Source organism: Corynebacterium hiratae (genome assembly GCF_009708045.1).
Classification (GTDB): Bacteria; Actinomycetota; Actinomycetes; order Mycobacteriales; family Mycobacteriaceae; genus Corynebacterium; species Corynebacterium hiratae.
Map to the genome: position 1 here is coordinate 86,409 of NZ_VIOG01000002.1, position 18,338 is coordinate 104,746.

Below are 18,338 nucleotides of genomic sequence, written 5' to 3' on the forward strand. Positions count from 1 at the left end.
GGTTGACACGATAACTCTCCCCCAGGGTATGGAAATCCTCCCTGCGGAGGATACCGGCACCCCGGGCGCGGTTCATAACCTAAACCGCATGAGAAGAACACAGACTTTATATGAACTGCTTACCGCCGCCGGGCTGGTGTTCGCCGTTTATGATTTCTCCCAAGGTCCTTTCGTCACTACCAGCGCGCTCACCGCAGTGTTGTACGCGGCCGTGGCACTTGGTCTCACGCTGCTGATTCTGCGCAAGCACCCGGGCATTGCGCACGGGGTGGTGTGGGGCATCGCAGTCACCAGAGTCGCCGGTCAGCTCAACGAGAACATGAACCACCTCCTCATCCGTACGGTCCCGGACTGGCTGGTCTTCGCTGGCATCGCCCCACTCACCGAGGAGGTCCTCAAATTCCTCGGCGTCATCTTCATTTGCACCTGCGTCATCCGGCCCCGCCACTGGGCGGATTACGTCTTCGTCGGTGTGGCTGTAGGCATGGGCTTTAGCGTGACCGAGAACGCCATCTACTACGTCAACATGACGCTGGAGAACCTCGATTCTGATATCAGGGGAACGCTGCTGGCGGTGCTTGTCCGCTTCATCGCGAATCCGCTCATGCATTCCTTCTTCACCGCAATCGCGGCTTACGGGCTCTCCCACCGGCAACCGGTGCGTTGGTTGCTCATCGCCATGGCGGTGCACTTCACGGCCAATTTCGGCCCGTCTATCTCTACCGCGTTTGAGGACGCCTTCTGGCCCATCTTCCCCACCTTCCTCATCCTCATCGGCCTGTGGGTCGCCACGATTGTCAGTATTGTGAAACTCCGCAAAATCCTCCCTGCGGAGGATACCGGGGTCAAACCGCAGCTCTTAGGGTCGAAAGCATGAGAAACACACTGATTTATTCCTGCATCGGCGTCCTCGCCGCAGTACCGCTTGCCGACGCCCTCCTCCCCGACCCCACTCCCGACACCACCCCCGTGCGCGGCATCCCGGGACTGGAGTGCCCGGAGGATCCGTACGCCTCCTCGCAGACCTGGAACTGCGGGAGCGCGACCATCATTTCTGAGGAAGGCAGCTCCTCCCACGAGGTCGAAACCTACCTGCCGCGCCAACACCGCTCCTTCAACGGGACCAGCACGCTGACCGACGCCCCCATCACCACCCAGGCTGCCGAGCTCTACCGCGTCGAGGACGGCGACGGCATCACGCTGTCTCAGCGGCACAACAACACCATCTCCTTCCTCCACATCTACGGACCGAAGGCAAGTGACTTCGCCGACCGTGTTCAAAAGGAGGAAGCTTGAAGTACCTGTACTACCTGCTGACCCTCGGCGCGCTGGCTGTCACCGCCTTCCACTACGCGGGCGAGTCCTTCCTGCCCGCAAGTGCTCTGGCCGCCGTGGTCTTCGCCGCCGTACTCGTCCCCCTCGCGCTGTTCTTCCTGCGCCGCCGGCCGGGAATTGCGCACGGCGTGGTGTGGGGGTTCGCGGTTTCCGGGCTCGCGGTGGAACTCAACACGAACATGTCCCACCTCCTCACCCGCGCGGGCCTAGACTGGCTGGGCGCTGCGGGGTATGCGCCGCTCATCGAGGAAGTGCTGAAGTTCCTCGGCGTGCTGCTTATCTGCACCTTCGTCATCCGCCTGGCGTCCAACCCGCTCTCCCACTCGCTGTTCACTGGTCTTAGTGCCTATGGCCTATCCCAGAAACAGCCGGTGCGCTGGCTCATTATCGCCATCGCGGTGCACGCCACGAAGAACCTCTTCCCGTCGTTAAGCACTGCGCTCGACGACGCCATCTGGCCCCTCCTCGCCGGCTTGGTCGTCGTGCTAGCCGTGTGGGTAGCCACCATCTGGGGCACTATTGCGCTGCGGAAGAAGGCGGCTGCGCATCCGACCCCGTCCCCTGTACCGGCGCACGCATAGCCTTCGTGGCCGGCGAGGGGTGCGCGTCCTCGGCAGCGAGGCGCTCAAAAGCCACCGCCGCTAGGGCCGCGGCTTGGTCTCCCAGAACCGAATCATCAAAGCGCACCAGCGGCGAGTGGTTCCACTCGCGCATGTGCTCCGGGGTGTGCGGATCCCCCGTACCGAACCACATGAAGGTGCCCGGAACCTGGGATAACACTGCGCCGAAGTCTTCCGAGGCCATCATCGGGGTGTCCATGGTCAGCACGTTTTCCGCACCGAACATCCCCGCCCACAACGACGCCGCGAACTGGTCCTCGCGCGGTGAGGTCTTGGTGGCCGAGTACAGGACCTCAAAGTCCACCTTCGCGGTGCAGCGGTGCGAGGCCGCCACGGAGCTCGAGACCTCGATGATCATTTGGCGGACGGCGTCGATGTGTTCGTCGCGAAGCACTCGCACCGTCGCACCCAACTCCGCCTTGTCCGGGATGACGTTGACCGCACCGTCGCCTGCGCGCAGGTTGGTCACCGTGATGACAATCGGCGAGTTCGCGTCGAAGCGCCGGGTCAGCGCCACCTGCAGCGCCACCTGGATCTCCGCGAGGGCCACAACCGGATCGATCGCATCGTGCGGGCGCGAGCCATGTCCGCCCTTGCCGTAGACGGTGATCCCCAGGTTGGACGACGAGGCCATCATCGGGCCCGCGATGTGGTGGAAGGTGCCCTTATCCTGCGGGCCGACGTGCAGACCGTAGGCGGCGATGGGGCGGCGGCCGGCGGCGTCGAGCACGCCCTCATCGATCATCGGCTGCGCACCGCCCGGGCCTTCCTCACCCGGCTGGAACATGAAGATGACATCGCCCAACAACTCCTCGCGGTGACGGCACAGCATCTTCACCGCGCCGATCAGCCCCGCCGTGTGCAGGTCGTGGCCACAGGCGTGCATGTTGTTATTCGTCGAGGCAAACGGGCTGCCCGTTTGCTCACGCACGGGAAGGGCGTCCATGTCCGCGCGCAGCAGCACCGACACCGGGCGCTCGCCGCGCTTGCCGCCGCGCAGCACCGCGACGACCGAGCTGAGGTCACGGCCCAGATGAATCTCCAGCGGTAGGCCTTTAAGGGCTTCGAGCACCTTCTCCTGCGTGCGCGGCAGGTGCAGCCCCACCTCCGGGTTCTGGTGCATATCGCGGCGGAACTCCTGCAACTCCGGAAGCAGCTCCCGGCCTTCCTCCACGAACACCTGGCTGGCCAACCGCTCCCCGAGCTTGGCCGAGACCATCGGAAGCGGTGGCAATTGCTGACGGTGGCGCGGGGCCATCTTCATGGTGTCATCCTTTCCGAGCATGTGCGCCGAGCATACCGGAATCTGTATTAAGGTGGCCGTTTATGAAGCTCTTCTCCGCGCTGGTGGCCAGCTCCCTGATGTTCACGCCCGGCTCCTCCTACCAACTGTCGAGCCGCGACGAGGCCTCATCGCAGTGGGCCGTGGACACCATGTTCAACGTCATTGATGGCTTGGGCACCTCCTCCCACCTACTCACCGACGCATGGTCTACGGAGCAGGAAGAGTACCCGTACCCGATTAAAGAAATCGACGAGGTCTCCCTCGTGGAGCGGCGCGCCACCGACGAACCTGGCCGCGAGAAGTGGATCATCTCCTCGCCGTCGATGGGGCGCGACATTCCCGTCGACGTCGTCGTGGGCAACGGCGGGCCCGTTGTGTACTTTCTCGAGGGCGTAGATTCCCCGGAGACCTCGAACTGGATCACCAAAGGCCATGTACGGCGCGTGTTTGGGGATACGGATGCGAGCGTGGTGATTCCGTCGCAAGGCGCAGGTTCCATGTGGACCGACTGGCGAGAAGATGACCCGAAGTTGGGGCGCCACAAGTGGGAAACTTTTGTCACCACCGAACTCGCGCCGCTGGTGGAGGCGGAGCTCAACCACAACGGCAAGCGCGGGCTCATTGGATTGTCCATGGGAGCGTCGGGCGCGGTGATGATGGCGAACAACAACCCGGGTTTCTTTAATGGCGTGGCGGGAATTTCCGGCTGCTATTCCACCACCAGCCAGGTGGGCCAGGGCACAGTGGACTTGACGGTGCGCACCAAGGGCGGCGACCCAACGAACATGTGGGGCCCGCGCGGTTCGGAGGATTGGCTGCGCAATGACGTCATGTCCCACCCAGAGGGGCTGCGCGGCACGGCGCTGTACCTCGCCGCGGCCTCGGGCGCGTGGACAGACGAGGAGCTGGCGGCTTATCCCGGAAAGTCCGTCAATGACCGCATTGGGGGCACCCTTTTGGAGGCCGGATCGCGTCGCTGTACGGAGGAGTTTTCCGCCGCGCTTTCCGACGCCTCCATCCCCCACACCACCGACTACCTCACCGAAGGCACCCACGACTGGGTGATGTTTGGCAAGCAATTGCAGCCGGCGTGGGATGCGATTAAACCAGCGCTCTACTAACGTCGACGGCATGCCCCACTTCCGCAGCGCTTTCACCCCAGCAGCCATTCTTGTGGGAGGGCTTATCCTCCTCGCAGTGTTCTACGTCGGTTTAAGCCGCCATTACAACGCACAGGAGCTCCACGCGCTTATCGACGGCGCCAATGCCAACGGCCAGGACTATAGCGTCGTCATCCACAACGAGCTGACTGGGAGCTATTCCTTTAACGCCGAATAATTCTGCGTTCCGGTTGCGGGGGTGCTGCACCTGTTTTAGTCTCTGTGGCCATGGGGGTATTAGAAACCTACTTCCGCCACGGCAATTCGGTGATCGCACGAGCGTGTCAAGTTGTCTGCGTGGGGTTGGGTTTATCGAGAGCGTCCGATAGTTTGTATGCGGGGGGTTGGTTTACAGGTAGTCCGCGAATCGGTCTGGGTATGCCACAGCTAGTTGGTTGATGGCTTGTTTCCAGCTATTGGCCTTCGCTCCTTCAGCATACCCGTTGCACTCAACGGCGCGCTTGGCTTGCTTCGCGCGTTTGGCAGCGCGATTGTCTTCGATGTTGCAAATCATCAGCCAAAGCGTCATCAGTGCTGCTGTATCGTTCGGGAACTGGCCCCGGTTTCGGGTAGCTTTGCGCAGCTCAGCATTGTCTGGTGGCGGGAGTTGTAAAGCTCTCGACCGAAGTGGCCAAGTGGTTCACACCATCGTTGATCACTTCGGGCCGTAAGGCCCGAGAACAGTCCTCGAAGGATAGCAGCCTTCGGGGGCTGTTTGAAGCGTCCTGGGTTTAGTTCCTACCTGTCCAAAACTAGGGGGTAGACAATCAACAACTAATGAGTTATGGTCAACACACTTGCACGCTTGTCATCTACCTCACATTGGAAGGAATTTTTAATGCTCACCATAGACCTTGTCGAAGTTTGCTCAAAAGCTGACACCACTACTGAATCCCCTGCACTCTCCCAGTCTCCAGGAAATTGCGCCTCTTGCACAGGTTCCAATTCCCCGGGCCTGCCCTCAACCTCGTCAGCCCCCACACCAACTGTTGACAAAGAGCTCGAAAGGCTCCTCGCCTAATTAGACATGGAATCTTCAGGCAGTCGGACTTACTTTCCCGTATTTCCGACCGCCGTCCCGTTTTCGAACATCCAAAAGAGCGACATGCTTTTATCCACACCCTTTGAACTTCTCCAAGGCCCCACCCGGCAATATATTATCTCCCAATTCTCTATCAACCGAGTTGAAAAAGACCAAGCTTTACACTATGAACAAAGCCTCGAAGCGCTCAGGAGCTCTCACAAAGACATACTAAAAAGCACGGTAGAAGTGAATCTTGTATACATCGGGAACAAACTGCCCGATGTTCCAAATATCTCGAGTTTTATATCACTTTACTCTCCTAGCATGCAGTGGCCTCAAAGCAAAGACAGGGGAAAAGTCGTAGATTTTCTGATTTACGAGAAAGGTAATCCCCACCAGCTCACGGGGCGCGACAAAAATCGTCCTAATGTAACTTATTCCTTCGACCCACTCAAACGCTTTAGAAGTAGTATCAATTGGTTTCGGAGCGGGCGCCCGTGTCCACTATGTTCCATTGCAATAGAAAGAAGTAGTGAACCAAAGGCAGAGGCTACCATTAAGAAAGCATTAACTTCAGCCAAGAACGATCCCCATAAAGGTAGCTCTAAAGAGCTAGAGACAATCCAAACATTAAACATACTCGGTGCAATTACAGATGCAATAACACTTGGCCTGGCAATCAAGAATAATGATCCTCACGCAGCAGATACCCTTCGATACGCTGAGTTCCAAGATCTAACTAATGGGCTAATAGACACCGCTGTCCTCCCCACGGATCCAAAGTGTAATCATGAGAGGTTCTATGGAAAATAGATACAGCAATGACGCTACAAGGTTGCAGATTCGACGCTCTATACCGGCCACCGACCTCACTACCCTTAGGACTGTACGAAGCCAACTATGCGCAGGAAATGCACTTCCAATTGACAGTGGATTCGCAATTTCACCTCTAAGCGCGGCCTCCGCTAATCCTTGGATCATGCGGCTTGGTGAGTTTGACTACACACTGGATCTTGATAATTCCCAACCAATTGATCCCCCCACAAAAGACACCCACTCTCGCCAACCAAGTCTCACTAACGCAGACCGACATATCAATATTGAAGCTCGCTCGCTGGAGCAAAGTGACCTTCATGCTCTTTTAAACAATAGTTTCCTAAAGCCCCTGACTTCCCCGGAGATGAGCCGTCCATATGCCAGTGCCGGTAGTTTATACCCAGTACAGGTATTCATACTCGCCAGGCGGGGAGGACAATGGGAACGCTTTCACCTACTACCATTAGCTCGCCGCTTGGAGAACCTAGGACCAATCCCATTTACAGAAATATTTAACTACGTTGGATGTGATGGACCGGTAGCTCTAGAGCAGGTCGACCTAGTACTGGGATTCGGAATAATTCCCGAAATCTCCATAGCAAAATATCGACTTCGCGGTTACAAGTTCTCACTCATTGAGATGGGAGAAATGATCCAAGAAGTAACCAGGAACGCTGGTTCTATGAACTTCTCTACCAGACCATATGGGTATTTTGACGAGCTTTCAATAGCAAACCTATGGGGATTAAATCCTGATGATATCTGGATTGAGCAACTCCAACTCCTCGCTAAGGAAGACTCATGAAAGGCCTAAAATTCCGGTATTCACCCCTCTCGGACGAATCCATCGCTATTGCAGACATCGCAAATCTAGCATCAGGAATCGGATTCGGGGAGCCACAGAGCGAGCTACGTGCTACGGCAGAAGCACTCGAACGATTCTGGCAGAAACGGGGGCCAAGCGATCACGCGAAAATCTACAGTCTTTCGAACTATTTCAACGATGATAAACTGGTGATTTCAGAGGAAGCGCAGAATGTAACAGACTCATCCGGAACAGCAATACATCGCAGCCTTGAAAAAGCCATTGAATCTGCATGTCTCGAATTCATCGAAAGGCAATCGTTAATTGCCCACTGGAGATTCTCAACCCATGGAGTAGAACTATCCATGAACAATCCAGTTGAAAATGACCACCCTTCAGAAACCTGGCGGATTTATGAAATATCGATATTTGAAGGCGTATACGTTTGCCTAGCGTTATTTAGCTCGCCTGCGAAAAGCACTCAGTACTCTGCCGGAGCTGCTTCGGGGTTCCATCTTCGAAGCACTGCGGAGAAGGCTCTGAGAGAATGTCGCCAAGCAATTCTATCTATGCAAGACAACTTGTTTAGAAGATCGACGGGACGCCCTTTAATGGACCGCATACAAGACGAGTATCTCAAGGCAAATAAACCAAACACATCCGAAGAATGGCGTAATTCAAACCCTCTGCGGATTACAATTCCTTCACAGCTACGACGAACACCTAATAGCGCTTTAGAGCTGCTAGCAAATACAGCAAACCCGCCACTAATGCTAGTAGATAGTCTTTCCTATGACGGTTCGCTTTGGTACATAGCCCGGCTTCTAAGCAACGACTGGCCCTCGGGACTGCAGGACGATAGACCTGATGCATTAAAAACTCTAAGCACCTACCTCGGAAACGAATTCAGAGCCGGTCCAGTCCCCTTCGGATAGACTCATATGACATCACGATTAACACGAGCCATTTAAAGATGGATTCCAAATGCAATTTATACGACAAGTTATTACACAATCTTGGAAACTATCGCCTTGGAACAACTTTTTAGTCCTCGTCTCCATTGTAATCTCGTCAATTTGTACCGTCATTGCCCCGTATATTCTCGGCAGTGGAGTCAGCTCTCTCCTTAATAGTTCAAACAGAGAGGACTTCATTACAATTGGCCTACAGCTTTCTATACTCTATTCGCTGATTTGGTTTTTAGGAACATCCTCAAGATACATATTGTTTCCAACGTATGGAACGATTGAGCAAAAGCTGCAGTCAGAGCGGATGGCTAGGTCTCTCACCGATAGCATCGATGCCAGCCCTAGCGCACGTTCGCATGCTGATAATGGCGAGATTTCATTTGCCATTGATAGCGAGGCTTCCGCATATCGTGACACATTATCCAGCATTTACCTGTCTATATTGCCGGCAACCATTTCTCTAGCCTCCGGCATTTTCCTAGTCATTGTTGCCAGCACTTGGTTGGAAGGAATCATCCTCACAGCAGCCATTGCGATCTATTGTGCGGTCAGCTATCGGCTAATCCAAAGACACCAGAACGCCCAGACAAAGTTTTTCAAAGAGAGCATGCGCAGTTTCGGCGTCCTAGGGAATTCTTTGTCCCTCTGGAAAGAAGCGACAGTATTTTCTACCCAAGCATTTTTGGAATCTCGCTATAGAAAGGATCGAAGCACTGTAGAACGCGCTGGAGTCTATTCATATACCATGACGCGGCGGCTGTACGTTGCCCAAGGAATCGTTTTAGCAATAACGATTTGTGTTCTCATTATAGCCATTATCCTTCGAACCAGTAATGGAGATGCGCAGGCAATCGGATCAATTATCTCGTCTACAGGAATCGCCATTGCAGCCATTACGCCTCTTCAATCCGTCGGGTTTGGAGTGTCCGCACTCGCTGTTTCAGTTTCCCATGCGAGTGAAGCAAGCGAAAAAATTCGCCCAATGGAAATCGTCTCTACAACAAGCCAAAACGTGGATTTGTGGAATGAACAAATACTGCGTTTGTCTGACATGGCAGCTTCGGCACACCAGCGAAATGAGCAAAGACCAATCTGGGTTCTTGGTCCAAGCGGCTCAGGGAAAACGACGGTTTTGGAAGGGTTCCTAAATCTAAATGAATATTCGTTACCCTTGCAACAAGATTCTCGTGAGATAGGGGAAAATTCAACGTATGCGCCTCAAAGCGCAAGCCTGTTAAACGCCAACGCCATAGACAACGTTGTTTTTGGCCGATCAATAGCCGTGTGCAAAGCTGACGAATTACTCACAGCAGTAGGACTTCACGAGTTTTCTTCAACGGGCTGCAAGAAGAACTCCGATGTAGCGGGTGAAGACGGTGGGGCATCAGGTGGGGAAAAACAAAGAATCGCCTTGGCACGAGCATTGATCGCTAAGCCCGGGTCAATTGTGGTCCTCGATGAGCCAACCAGTAGCTTAGACAAGAATTCACGGGCGTTGGTGTGGGGCATTATTGAAGACCTTGCACGCGAAAAAACGGTCATTGTTTCAACGCACGATGCCTCCGCACCTATTCGTCAAGACGATACGGTGCTTCAATTGACCAATGCCAATGAAGCACCTTTATCACAACCGAAAGAGCATCCCAGTGAAGCTTAGTTTCTCTTAATCGCTATCCGTGGACAGCGCCGCCACGAAGGCCTCCTGCGGCACCGACACGGAGCCGATGGACTTCATGCGCTTCTTACCGGCCTTCTGCTTCTCCAGCAGCTTGCGCTTACGGGAGATATCGCCGCCGTAGCACTTGGCCAGCACGTCCTTGCGCATCGCGCGGATGTTCTCACGCGCGATGATCTTCGAGCCGATGGCCGCCTGGACGGGCACCTCGAACTGCTGACGTGGGATGAGCTCCTTGAGCTTCTTCGTCATCTTATTGCCGTACCACTGCGCGGAATCGCGGTGCACGATGGCGGAGAAGGCATCCACCGGGTCACCGTTGAGGAGGATATCCACCTTCACCAAGTCCGCCAGCTGCTCGCCGGCCTCCTCGTAGTTGAGGGAAGCGTAGCCCTTGGTGCGGGACTTCAACATGTCGAAGAAGTCGAAGATGATTTCACCCAAGGGCATGGTGTAGCGCAGCTCCACGCGGTCCTCAGACAGGTAGTCCATGCCACCCATCTGGCCGCGTTTGGACTGGCACAGCTCCATCGTCGAACCGACGAACTCCTCCGGCACGATGATGGTCATCTTCACGATCGGCTCGTAGACCTCACGCAGCTTGCCGCCGGGCCAGTCCGACGGGTTGTGCACCATGGACTCCTCGCCGTCCTCTGCCACCACGCGGTAGGTCACCGAAGGCGCAGTCGAAATCAGGTCCAAGCCAAACTCGCGCTCCAGACGGTCGCGCGTGATTTCCATGTGCAGCAGGCCCAAGAATCCGCAGCGGAAGCCGAAGCCCAGGGCGACGGAGGTCTCGGGCTCGAAGGTGAGGGAGGCGTCGTTAAGCTGCAGCTTCTCCAGCGCGTCACGCAGGTCCGGGAAGTCCGCCTGGGAGATCGGGAACAAGCCGGAGTACACCATGGGGTTGGGGTCGGCGTAGCCCTTGAGCGGCTCAGTAGCGCCATTCGACGCCCACGTAATCGTGTCACCGACCTTGGTCTCACGCACGTTCTTCACTCCGGTAATCAGGTAGCCCACCTCACCCGGGCCCAAACCCTTGCACTTCTGCATGGTGGGGCTGACGATGCCCACCTCCAGCAGCTCGTGGTTGGTACCCGTGGCCATCATGGTGACCTTCTGACGCGGGGTCAGCTTGCCGTCCATCATGCGGATGTAGGTCACCACGCCGCGGTAGGTGTCGTAGACGGAGTCGAAGACCATGGCACGGGCCGGGGCATCCTCGCCGAACTCGGACGTCGGTGCCGGAATGAGCTCAGCCACCTTATCCAGCAGCTCCGGCACGCCCTCGCCGGTCTTGCCGGACACGCGCAGCACCTCCTCCGGCTCGCAGCCGATGATGTGGGCAATCTCCAGGGCGTATTTCTCCGGGTCGGCCGCGGGCAGGTCGATCTTGTTGAGGACCGGGATGATCTCCAAGTCATTTTCCATGGCCAGGTAGAGGTTGGCCAAAGTCTGGGCTTCGATGCCTTGGGCGGCGTCGACAAGCAGGATGGCGCCCTCACACGCCTCCAGCGCGCGGGAGACCTCGTAGGTGAAGTCCACGTGGCCGGGGGTATCGATCATCTGCATGACGATCTCCTGGCCCTCGAACTCACCGGAGCGAGGAATCCAGGGCAGGCGCACGTTCTGCGCCTTAATGGTGATGCCGCGCTCGCGCTCGATATCCATGTTGTCGAGGTATTGGTCGCGCATATCACGCTCCTCCACCACCTGCGACAACTGCAGGATGCGATCAGCCAGCGTCGACTTGCCGTGGTCGATGTGGGCGATAATGCAAAAGTTTCGGATCTTGGACGGATCCGTAAACGTAGTGGCCGCGAAGTTTGTAGACATGTGTTTAGAATAGACGACATGTCTAGGTTGGCACGCATTCTCGGTATCGGAGGCCCTGAGCCTGTCGACGTCGGTCTCGAGCGCATCACCGAAGGCTTGGGGTTGAACCAGAATGATTCCGTGACGGAACCGCGCAAGGCCGCCGACATTCGCGTCGAGTGTGCTGACGCCCACCCGCGCAGCGTCTTCTTCACCCCTGACATGGACGGGCAGGCGGACTCCGGGGAAGTCGTGTGGGTGTGGGCGCCCTCGGACGGCAAGCAGTCCCCGCCGCGCGAGCGAGCCGTGCTCATTGTCTCGCGTACGCGCACCACCGTGCTGGGTCTGCTCATTTCCCCCAACCCGGGCCACGCCAACAAAGAGGAATGGCTCGATATCGGCACCGGCGAATGGGACGAATCCGGCCGGCAGTGCTGGGTGCGGATGGACCGCGTGCTGGAAATCTCCGAGGAACAATGCCGCCGACAAGGCACGCTCTTCCCGGAACGCCGCTTCGAACGCATTGCTAACCGGCTGCGCTCGCGTTATCACTGGGCCTGATTTGGGGAATCGGTCCGAGCCCTGCTAGATTTTTTGGGATGCCGGGGCACGCTGGCGGTCAGGACCTTGGGTCCGCCTTCCTCGGTTACACATTCCTACGACTCTAAGAGGTATAACAATGGCAAACATCAAGTCCAAGCAGAAGCGCATCCTGACCAACGAGAAGTCGCGTCAGCGCAACAAGTCCGTACGCTCCGCCGTGCGTACCGAAATCCGCAAGTTCCGCGAGGCCGTCGCCGCTGGCGACAAGGCTGCAGCCGAGAAGCAGCTGCGCGTTGCCTCCCGCGCACTGGACAAGTCCGTGTCTAAGGGCGTCTTCCACCGCAACACCGCGGCTAACAAGAAGTCCGGCATGGCCACCGCCTTCAACAAGATGGCCTAAATGAAACCGCTCCTGAAGTGGGTGGGGGGAAAGCGTCAACTGCTGCCCGTTATCCACTCCATGCTGCCCGAGAGCTTCGACACTTATGTCGAGCCTTTCTTGGGCGGCGGAGCGGTTCTTTTTTCTTTGGCGCCCGAACGCGCCCGGGTTAATGACCTGAACATCGAGCTCATCACCGTCTACGAGGTGGTCCGCGATAACGTGGACGAGCTCATCGCCCTGTTAAAGGGCTATCCGAATGATTCGGATTTCTTCTACGAGATGCGCGCCCGCGACCGTGAGCCGGGTTTTGCGCACTTGAGCCCCGTCGAACGGGCTGCCCGCACGATTTATTTAAATAAGACCTGCTATAACGGGCTTTATCGGGTGAATAACGCGGGTCAGTTCAACGCCCCGTTTGGCCGCTATGCCAACCCGAAGATTTGCGATGAGCCCAATCTGCGCGCGGTCTCGGAGTACTTGTCCACCCACGACGTGACGTTTTATAACGGCGACTACGCTGCGGTGGAGGCCAACGAGGGGGATTTCGTTTATTTCGATCCGCCCTATGATCCGGTCAACCCCACGAGCAATTTCACCGGCTACCAGTCGGGTGGTTTTGGCCGCGCGGATCAGATTCGGCTGAAGGAAACCTGCGACGATCTCAACGCCCGCGGGGTGAAGTTCCTGCTGTCGAATTCCGCGACGGACTTCATCAAGGAGTTGTACGCGGACTACCGCATCGACATTGTGGGTGCCACGCGCGCGGTGAATTCCGTGGCCTCGAAGCGCGGCAAGGTCGATGAGGTGCTCGTGCGCAATTATGCTTAACGACGCCGCCTGGGACCTCGTCTACCCCCACATCGCCGCCGACATCGCGGCCCAGGGCTTCGCGATACTGCCCGCCGCGAAGCTCAAGGAGCTATCGGGCCGCGAGCCGCGGTTGATGGCCAAGCATGACTTTTCGGCAGCGCGCCCCGAGGTGTTTCGACAGCACGGTTTGTCCATGCTGCCGATTCGCCGCGATGCCTACCTGATTGGCCGCTTTAACCTGTACCAGCCTTTCCCAGAGCAGGCCGGGCCGCTGAAGTCGATGCCGGTTCCCAGCCACATCCAGTCCATTGACTTCGAGAACCTGACCTCGGAGGCCGCCGCACTCACCGCGGCGCACTTAAGCGGCATGCTCGATGATTTTCTGGGAGGGGAGCTGGTGCCCACGGTCAGCGGACGTATGTCGACGCTGACGCTGCCCATGCGCATCGGCGGGCGCGACGTGGTGGTCGACCGCGCCCAGATGGAGATCGATGCCGGCTTCGAATCCGCCAAGCACCTCGTGCTCGTGGAGGCGAAGAACCACCTCTCCCCCGACTTCAACATCCGCCAGCTCTACTTCCCTTTCCGGCGCTTCTCGCTGGCGTTGGAGAAAGACGTGGTGCCGGTGTACTTGGTGTATTCCAACGGTATTTTCCACTTCTACCGCTACACGTTTAGGCAGCCGGAGGACTTCCGCAGCATCGAGCTGGTGAGCGCGGCTCGCTATGTTTTGGGCGAGTCTGGCGTAACTGACGCGACGGTGCGCGCGGTGCTGGGGCGTACACGGATCGAAGACACGCGCGTACCTTTCCCCCAGGCGGACTCCTTCGCGCGGGTCATCAGCTTGCTGGAGAACCCTGTGCCCAAGGCGGAGATGCCCGAGGAATTTGGTTTTACTCCACGCCAGGCGGATTATTACACCAACGCCGCCCGCTACTTGGGCCTGAGCAAGCTCAACGGCACCCGCGATGAACGCAACCTCACCCTCATCGAGGCACTGGCCTGCCGCCCGGTGTTCCGGGACATGGTGCGGCACGTCGTGGATACGGGCCGAGCGGTGGATAAAGAAGAGGCAATGGTCTTCATGCGGGCGGCGAACCTGGGCCTGGGTGATTCGACCCTGCGCCGCCGCTCCGCCACGGTCGCGGCATGGTCGCAGTGGCTCGCGGAGCTGCTGGAACAGGACTAGGCAGCCTGGATGCCGGCCCACACCAGAGCGCAGCCGGCCACCACGAAGAAGGCGCCGGAGGCTATGTCGATCCACGGGCCGGCGGCCAGGAGGCGGCGGCGAATCGCGCGGGTGGAAATAACCGTCGAGAGAAAGACGAAGAGCAGATAGCTCGACAGCGCTAGGCTCAGCACCAGTGCCACCGATACCCACACCGGCGGGTGCGGCGGCAGCAGCGGGGCGACCATAGCGGCGAGGAAGAGCACGATCTTCGGGTTGGACAGGTTGGTGGCCAAACCCGTGCGGAAGACCTTGCCCACCGAGCCCAAGCGAGCGGCCGCCTCCTCCTCATCGACAGGCGGCTGCTTGCGCAGTTCCAACCCAGAGCGAATGGAGAGCACGCCCATGAAGACTAGGAAACAGCCACCAATCACCTGAATCAGCGAGAGGACGCCCGGGAAGGCGGTAAGCAGGGCGGCCGCGCCGAACACGGTCAGCGTGCACCAGAACAGCACGCCCACCTGGATACCGGTTGCCGCCGCGATGGCGTGGCGGCGCGAGCGCGTGGCATAGCGCGTCACCAGGACGATGTCGGGGCCGGGTGCTGCCGCACCGACGAGGTTCATCAGGAGGATGGCCGCAAACGCGGACCAGCTCATGACAGGCGCTCGAGTAGGTCCTCGCGGCCGAACATGCGGGCCGAGTCGAGGGCGTTGGGCTGGCCGGCGGAGGGGTCGGCGCCGGCGTCGAGAAGCGCGTCGATCACCGCGTCCTCCTTCTTAAAAATCGCCCCGGCCAACGGCGACTGGCCGCGATCGTTGAGGAGGTTGACGTCGGCCCCCGCCGCAGCGAGCTGGCGCACCAGCTCCGCATGGCCGTGATAGGCGGCAAGCATGACAAAGGACTGCCCGTCCTGGTTCACCATGTCCACGTTGACGCCCTGCTTGATGTACTCGAGCAGCGTGGCATCGCCGGTGCGGGCAAAGTCGAAAAGCTTGGTGGCAAAGTTCTGGATGTCATCCATGGAGGGTTAGTCTAGCGCGCCAGCTCCGCCACCCGTTTAACGGCCGCCTCGATGGCGAAATCTTCATCACCGCCTTGTCCCTTGACCGCAGCATCCAGCTCCGCCATGAGGATGACGGCCTTGGTGATATTCTCCCCCGACCAGCGCCGCGCCACGGGCTGCGTGAGCTTCACCGCATAGGGCGCCATCCCGGTCTGGGAGGCCAGCGAGTACTGATCCCCGCGCGCGGAGTAGAGGCGCGCGATATTGCCCACCTTGTTAGCCAGCGCCGAGGCGATGGCCACGGGGCTCGCCCCCAACTGCAACGCCCGACGGCACGTGGAGACCGCCGCCTCCACACGGCCGGCCACGGCGGCATCCGCGATATCCCAGTTGGCTACCTCGGCCACGCCCACGTAGTACGCGTGCACCGCCTCGCGGGTTACCTTGCCGCCTGTGTCGAAGACCAGCTGCGAGATGGCGGAGGCGAGTTCGCGGAGGTCGGAGCCGACGCCGTCGAGAAGCGCCTGCACCACGTCCGGGGTGGGCCGCACCCCGTGCGAGGCGAACTCACGGGTAGCCCACTGCGCGAGCTCATTCGGGTAAAGGGAGAAGACCTCGTGCACCTCGGCCGTCTTGCGCAGCGCCGCGATGAGCTCCGGTGGCTTCTTCTTTTTCTTCAGCGTCTTCGCCGTCACCGAGTACATCAAAATAAGCGTGATGCCGGGCATGGGGTTAGTGCAGGCGTCGAGGAGGATCTTCGTGACCTCCTTGCCTGCCCGCTCCACATCACTGATGACAATGACGCGGTCCTCCCCGAACAACGACGGGCTGGTCGCCTCCAGGATTTCGCCCTCGCTCACCTCGGAGGCCTTGAGCTTGGTTACTTCGCCGTGTTGGATACTCAGGCGGGCGCGCTCGGCCAGGAATTCGTCATCGCCGAGGATGAGGTGCACGGGGGCTGAAGACATGCCTGTCATCTTAGCAACGCCGCGATGATCCACCCGCCGAGCAACAGCACCGCGAAAGGGCCGGCGGCCACGGTGGTCACGGGCATCGAGGAGGCGACAAAGTGGATCCAATCCGCCAAGGGCTCAATGAGGATCACAAGCGGCCTGCCCAGCCCCACCTGCGCCAGGGCGGCGGCGATAAGCCCCACGACGGTGATGACCGGCACGACCGGAGCCACCAGCACGTTGGCGATGACAGAGACCACCGAGACCCGCCCGGACATGAGCGCGATGAGCGGCATGGTCACGATATCCGCGGCGATGGCCACGGCGAAGGCGCGGGCGACAATACCTGTGCCCAGCACGCGCAACAGCAGCGGGGTCAGCGCCACGATGCCGGCGGTCGCCGCCACGGAGAGCGCGAAGCCGAAGCTGACGGCTAGGTCGCTGTCGGCGGCAAGCAGGAACAGCACGCCGAGGGAGAGCGCATGGAGCGGTTCCATCTTCGAGGAGTGGAGCACCGCCACCAAACCGGCCAGCCCAGCGACGGTGGCGCGCTGGACGGAGGGCTCCCACCCCACCAGCGCCACGAATAACGCCAACGCGCTTGCCGACGCCCCCACCCTCGCCCGCGGCCCCGGCACCACCAACGCGGCCGCGGTGCACACGATGGCGACGTTAGAGCCCGACACAGCACTCAAGTGCGACAGCCCGGTGTCGATGTAAAGCTGCTTGTCCTCGGGGCTTTGCAGGCTGGTATCGCCCAGCACCATGCCGGGAATAAGGCCGTTATCGCACACGGCGCGGAAGTTCTCCGCCACCGCGGCGGTCCAGCTATGGGCGTGCGCGGTGAGTTCACCGCTGAAGACGGTCTGCCCTACCCCTACCCGGTCAGACGGACCGGGGTGACCGTGCACCGTAACGAGGGAGCCGCTGAAGGCCTCCGGTTCCTCCTTGAGGAAGACCGGCAGCTGCGCCGGGTAGCCCGGCACGCGCAAGCGCACCATCCACCCGGATGCCGTCTGCAGGGGATCGGCAGCAAGCCTTCCCGTCACCTCCGAACTAAAATGAAAGCCTGCGGCGCGCACCGAGCGCACATGCGCAAGGGTGGCGAAGATGGCCCCACTCGCCGCGCACAAGATGCTCTGGCCGCGCCACTGCCCGCCCAAGAACGCGAACGCCACGAGCCCACCCAGCAGCCAGGGGTAGCCGAAAAGTACTGCGAGCGTGGCCAACCATGCGACCACCGCGGCGGGCACCAGCCGCAGTTCCCTCACGGCCGAACCTTGTCCTTGAGCTTCGCGAACTTCGCCGGTCCGATGCCGGAGACGTCCATGAGTTGCTCCACGGTGGTAAAGCTCCCGACTTCCTCGCGGTGCGCGATGATCGCCGCAGCCGTGGCCGGCCCCACCCCAGGAAGCTCAGTGAGCTCCTCCGCGGTGGCGGAGTTGAGGGAGATAGTGTCTTCGGCCGTGGCACCTAGGGCAGCGGGAGGAGCGCCGACGGTGATCTGTTCGCCGTCGTTAAGCTTCTGCGCCAGGTTGAGGTTGTCGGTGGGCACGCGCGGGTGTGCCACCTCAAGGGCGTCGTTGATGCGCGCGCCGGGTGCCAAGGTCACCAGGCCCGGCTGCTCGACGTCGCCCACGACGGAGACCACGATGTCGGCCGCCACCTCGCTGCTCGGCGCGGCCACCTCATAAGGGTTCTCCGCGCTGCGGCTCAGCCCCAGCCAGGCCAGCAGCGCGACGCCGGCTAGCCCCGCTACGACAAGCGCCAGCCAGGGTGGCACGCGCACGCGCGGAAAGTCGACGTTGAGCAGTTCTTCTTCCCCGGTGGGGCGGGTGAGGTCACGGAGGCGATCAGCAATGGCATTCATGCCCGCGACGCTACGCAGCGCCCCCACCCCCGTCGAGGGCTTAAGCCGCAGCCTGTGGATAACTTGTTGAAGACATCAACAACGTCTTTAGCTCGGCTCCGCC

The 18,338-nt window shown here is 59.4% G+C and carries 20 protein-coding genes and 1 pseudogene; 13 read left to right on the top strand and 8 right to left on the bottom strand.

All coding sequences use genetic code 11. From position 1 onward, the window contains the following. The first annotated feature begins 88 nt into the window (after positions 1-88). Genes FME68_RS02120 through FME68_RS02130 form a run of 3 tightly spaced genes read left to right on the top strand, consistent with a single transcriptional unit; the run spans position 89 to position 1,916 of the window. The gene (locus FME68_RS02120) at positions 89-877 is read left to right on the top strand and encodes a PrsW family glutamic-type intramembrane protease (protein WP_230308857.1); all 789 of its coding nucleotides are present in this window, start codon (positions 89-91) and stop codon (positions 875-877) included. Continuing rightward, entirely contained in the window at positions 874-1,296 is a 423-nt protein-coding gene (locus tag FME68_RS02125; protein WP_158395740.1) for a hypothetical protein, read from the top strand. The genes FME68_RS02120 and FME68_RS02125 overlap by 4 nt, the downstream gene beginning before the upstream one ends. Then, positions 1,293-1,916 (top strand): PrsW family intramembrane metalloprotease, encoded by a 624-nt coding sequence (locus FME68_RS02130; RefSeq protein ID WP_158395742.1) that lies wholly within the window; start codon positions 1,293-1,295, stop codon positions 1,914-1,916. The genes FME68_RS02125 and FME68_RS02130 overlap by 4 nt, the downstream gene beginning before the upstream one ends. Here FME68_RS02130 and FME68_RS02135 read toward each other — a convergent pair. Beyond that, positions 1,852-3,219 (bottom strand): M20 metallopeptidase family protein, encoded by a 1,368-nt coding sequence (locus FME68_RS02135; protein ID WP_158395896.1) that lies wholly within the window; start codon positions 3,217-3,219, stop codon positions 1,852-1,854. The genes FME68_RS02130 and FME68_RS02135 overlap by 65 nt on opposite strands. A 62-nt stretch (positions 3,220-3,281) precedes the next feature. On the opposite strand from FME68_RS02135, the gene FME68_RS02140 reads away from it, so the two are divergent. Beyond that, positions 3,282-4,361: an alpha/beta hydrolase gene (locus tag FME68_RS02140; RefSeq protein ID WP_158395744.1), complete on the top strand. Its 1,080-nt coding sequence runs from the start codon at positions 3,282-3,284 to the stop codon at positions 4,359-4,361. Between the two features lie 10 nt (positions 4,362-4,371). Next, positions 4,372-4,578 carry a hypothetical protein gene (locus FME68_RS02145; RefSeq protein ID WP_144013479.1) on the top strand — a complete coding sequence of 69 codons (207 nt, stop codon included), beginning with the start codon at positions 4,372-4,374 and terminating at the stop codon, positions 4,576-4,578. A gap of 171 nt (positions 4,579-4,749) precedes the next feature. Here FME68_RS02145 and FME68_RS02150 read toward each other — a convergent pair. Further along, positions 4,750-4,992 (bottom strand): annotated as a pseudogene (locus FME68_RS02150) (IS256 family transposase); the annotation flags it as partial. 513 nt (positions 4,993-5,505) lie between these two features. Between FME68_RS02150 and FME68_RS02155 the strand changes: the two are divergent. The 4 genes from FME68_RS02155 (at position 5,506) to FME68_RS02170 (ending at position 9,670) form a co-directional block, all read left to right on the top strand. Continuing rightward, positions 5,506-6,237, top strand: coding sequence for a hypothetical protein (locus tag FME68_RS02155; protein WP_144013480.1), 732 nt, complete (start codon positions 5,506-5,508; stop codon positions 6,235-6,237). A gap of 166 nt (positions 6,238-6,403) precedes the next feature. Beyond that, entirely contained in the window at positions 6,404-7,045 is a 642-nt protein-coding gene (locus tag FME68_RS02160; protein ID WP_144013481.1) for a nitroreductase family protein, read from the top strand. Continuing rightward, entirely contained in the window at positions 7,042-7,980 is a 939-nt protein-coding gene (locus FME68_RS02165; RefSeq protein WP_144013482.1) for a YcaO-like family protein, read from the top strand. The genes FME68_RS02160 and FME68_RS02165 overlap by 4 nt, the downstream gene beginning before the upstream one ends. Positions 7,981-8,029: 49 nt before the next feature. Then, positions 8,030-9,670, top strand: a complete 1,641-nt coding sequence (locus FME68_RS02170) for an ATP-binding cassette domain-containing protein (protein WP_158395746.1) — start codon at positions 8,030-8,032, stop codon at positions 9,668-9,670. Positions 9,671-9,676: 6 nt separating this feature from the next. Here FME68_RS02170 and lepA read toward each other — a convergent pair whose 3' ends face one another. Beyond that, a complete protein-coding gene (gene lepA / locus FME68_RS02175; protein WP_070754968.1) occupies positions 9,677-11,524 on the bottom strand; it encodes a translation elongation factor 4 in 1,848 nt (615 codons plus the stop codon). An 18-nt stretch (positions 11,525-11,542) separates the two neighbouring features. On the opposite strand from lepA, the gene FME68_RS02180 reads away from it, so the two are divergent. The 4 genes from FME68_RS02180 (at position 11,543) to FME68_RS02195 (ending at position 14,427) form a co-directional block, all read left to right on the top strand. Further along, positions 11,543-12,064, top strand: coding sequence for a type II toxin-antitoxin system PemK/MazF family toxin (locus FME68_RS02180; RefSeq protein WP_158395748.1), 522 nt, complete (start codon positions 11,543-11,545; stop codon positions 12,062-12,064). A 118-nt stretch (positions 12,065-12,182) separates the two neighbouring features. After that, the gene (gene rpsT / locus FME68_RS02185) at positions 12,183-12,446 is read left to right on the top strand and encodes a 30S ribosomal protein S20 (RefSeq protein WP_010190855.1); all 264 of its coding nucleotides are present in this window, start codon (positions 12,183-12,185) and stop codon (positions 12,444-12,446) included. Then, the gene (locus tag FME68_RS02190) at positions 12,447-13,256 is read left to right on the top strand and encodes a DNA adenine methylase (RefSeq protein ID WP_158395750.1); all 810 of its coding nucleotides are present in this window, start codon (positions 12,447-12,449) and stop codon (positions 13,254-13,256) included. After that, complete coding sequence (locus FME68_RS02195) at positions 13,249-14,427, top strand: type II restriction enzyme (RefSeq protein ID WP_230308858.1); 1,179 nt, start codon at positions 13,249-13,251, stop codon at positions 14,425-14,427. Before FME68_RS02190 ends, FME68_RS02195 begins: the two co-directional genes overlap by 8 nt. Here the strand turns inward: FME68_RS02195 and FME68_RS02200 are convergent. The 5 genes from FME68_RS02200 to FME68_RS02220 are packed head-to-tail and all read right to left on the bottom strand — an operon-like array spanning position 14,424 to position 18,235. Continuing rightward, positions 14,424-15,065: a LysE family translocator gene (locus FME68_RS02200; RefSeq protein WP_049156454.1), complete on the bottom strand. Its 642-nt coding sequence runs from the start codon at positions 15,063-15,065 to the stop codon at positions 14,424-14,426. The two genes, FME68_RS02195 and FME68_RS02200, sit on opposite strands and share 4 nt — an antisense overlap. Continuing rightward, positions 15,062-15,430, bottom strand: a complete 369-nt coding sequence (locus tag FME68_RS02205; protein WP_158395754.1) for an ankyrin repeat domain-containing protein — start codon at positions 15,428-15,430, stop codon at positions 15,062-15,064. The genes FME68_RS02200 and FME68_RS02205 overlap by 4 nt, the downstream gene beginning before the upstream one ends. 11 nt (positions 15,431-15,441) lie before the next feature. Next, the gene (gene holA / locus FME68_RS02210) at positions 15,442-16,389 is read right to left on the bottom strand and encodes a DNA polymerase III subunit delta (RefSeq protein ID WP_070754966.1); all 948 of its coding nucleotides are present in this window, start codon (positions 16,387-16,389) and stop codon (positions 15,442-15,444) included. After that, a complete protein-coding gene (locus tag FME68_RS02215) occupies positions 16,386-17,636 on the bottom strand; it encodes a ComEC/Rec2 family competence protein (RefSeq protein WP_328287685.1) in 1,251 nt (416 codons plus the stop codon). The genes holA and FME68_RS02215 overlap by 4 nt, the downstream gene beginning before the upstream one ends. Then, positions 17,633-18,235, bottom strand: a complete 603-nt coding sequence (locus FME68_RS02220; protein ID WP_158395756.1) for a ComEA family DNA-binding protein — start codon at positions 18,233-18,235, stop codon at positions 17,633-17,635. The genes FME68_RS02215 and FME68_RS02220 overlap by 4 nt, the downstream gene beginning before the upstream one ends. Positions 18,236-18,338 lie beyond the last annotated feature (103 nt).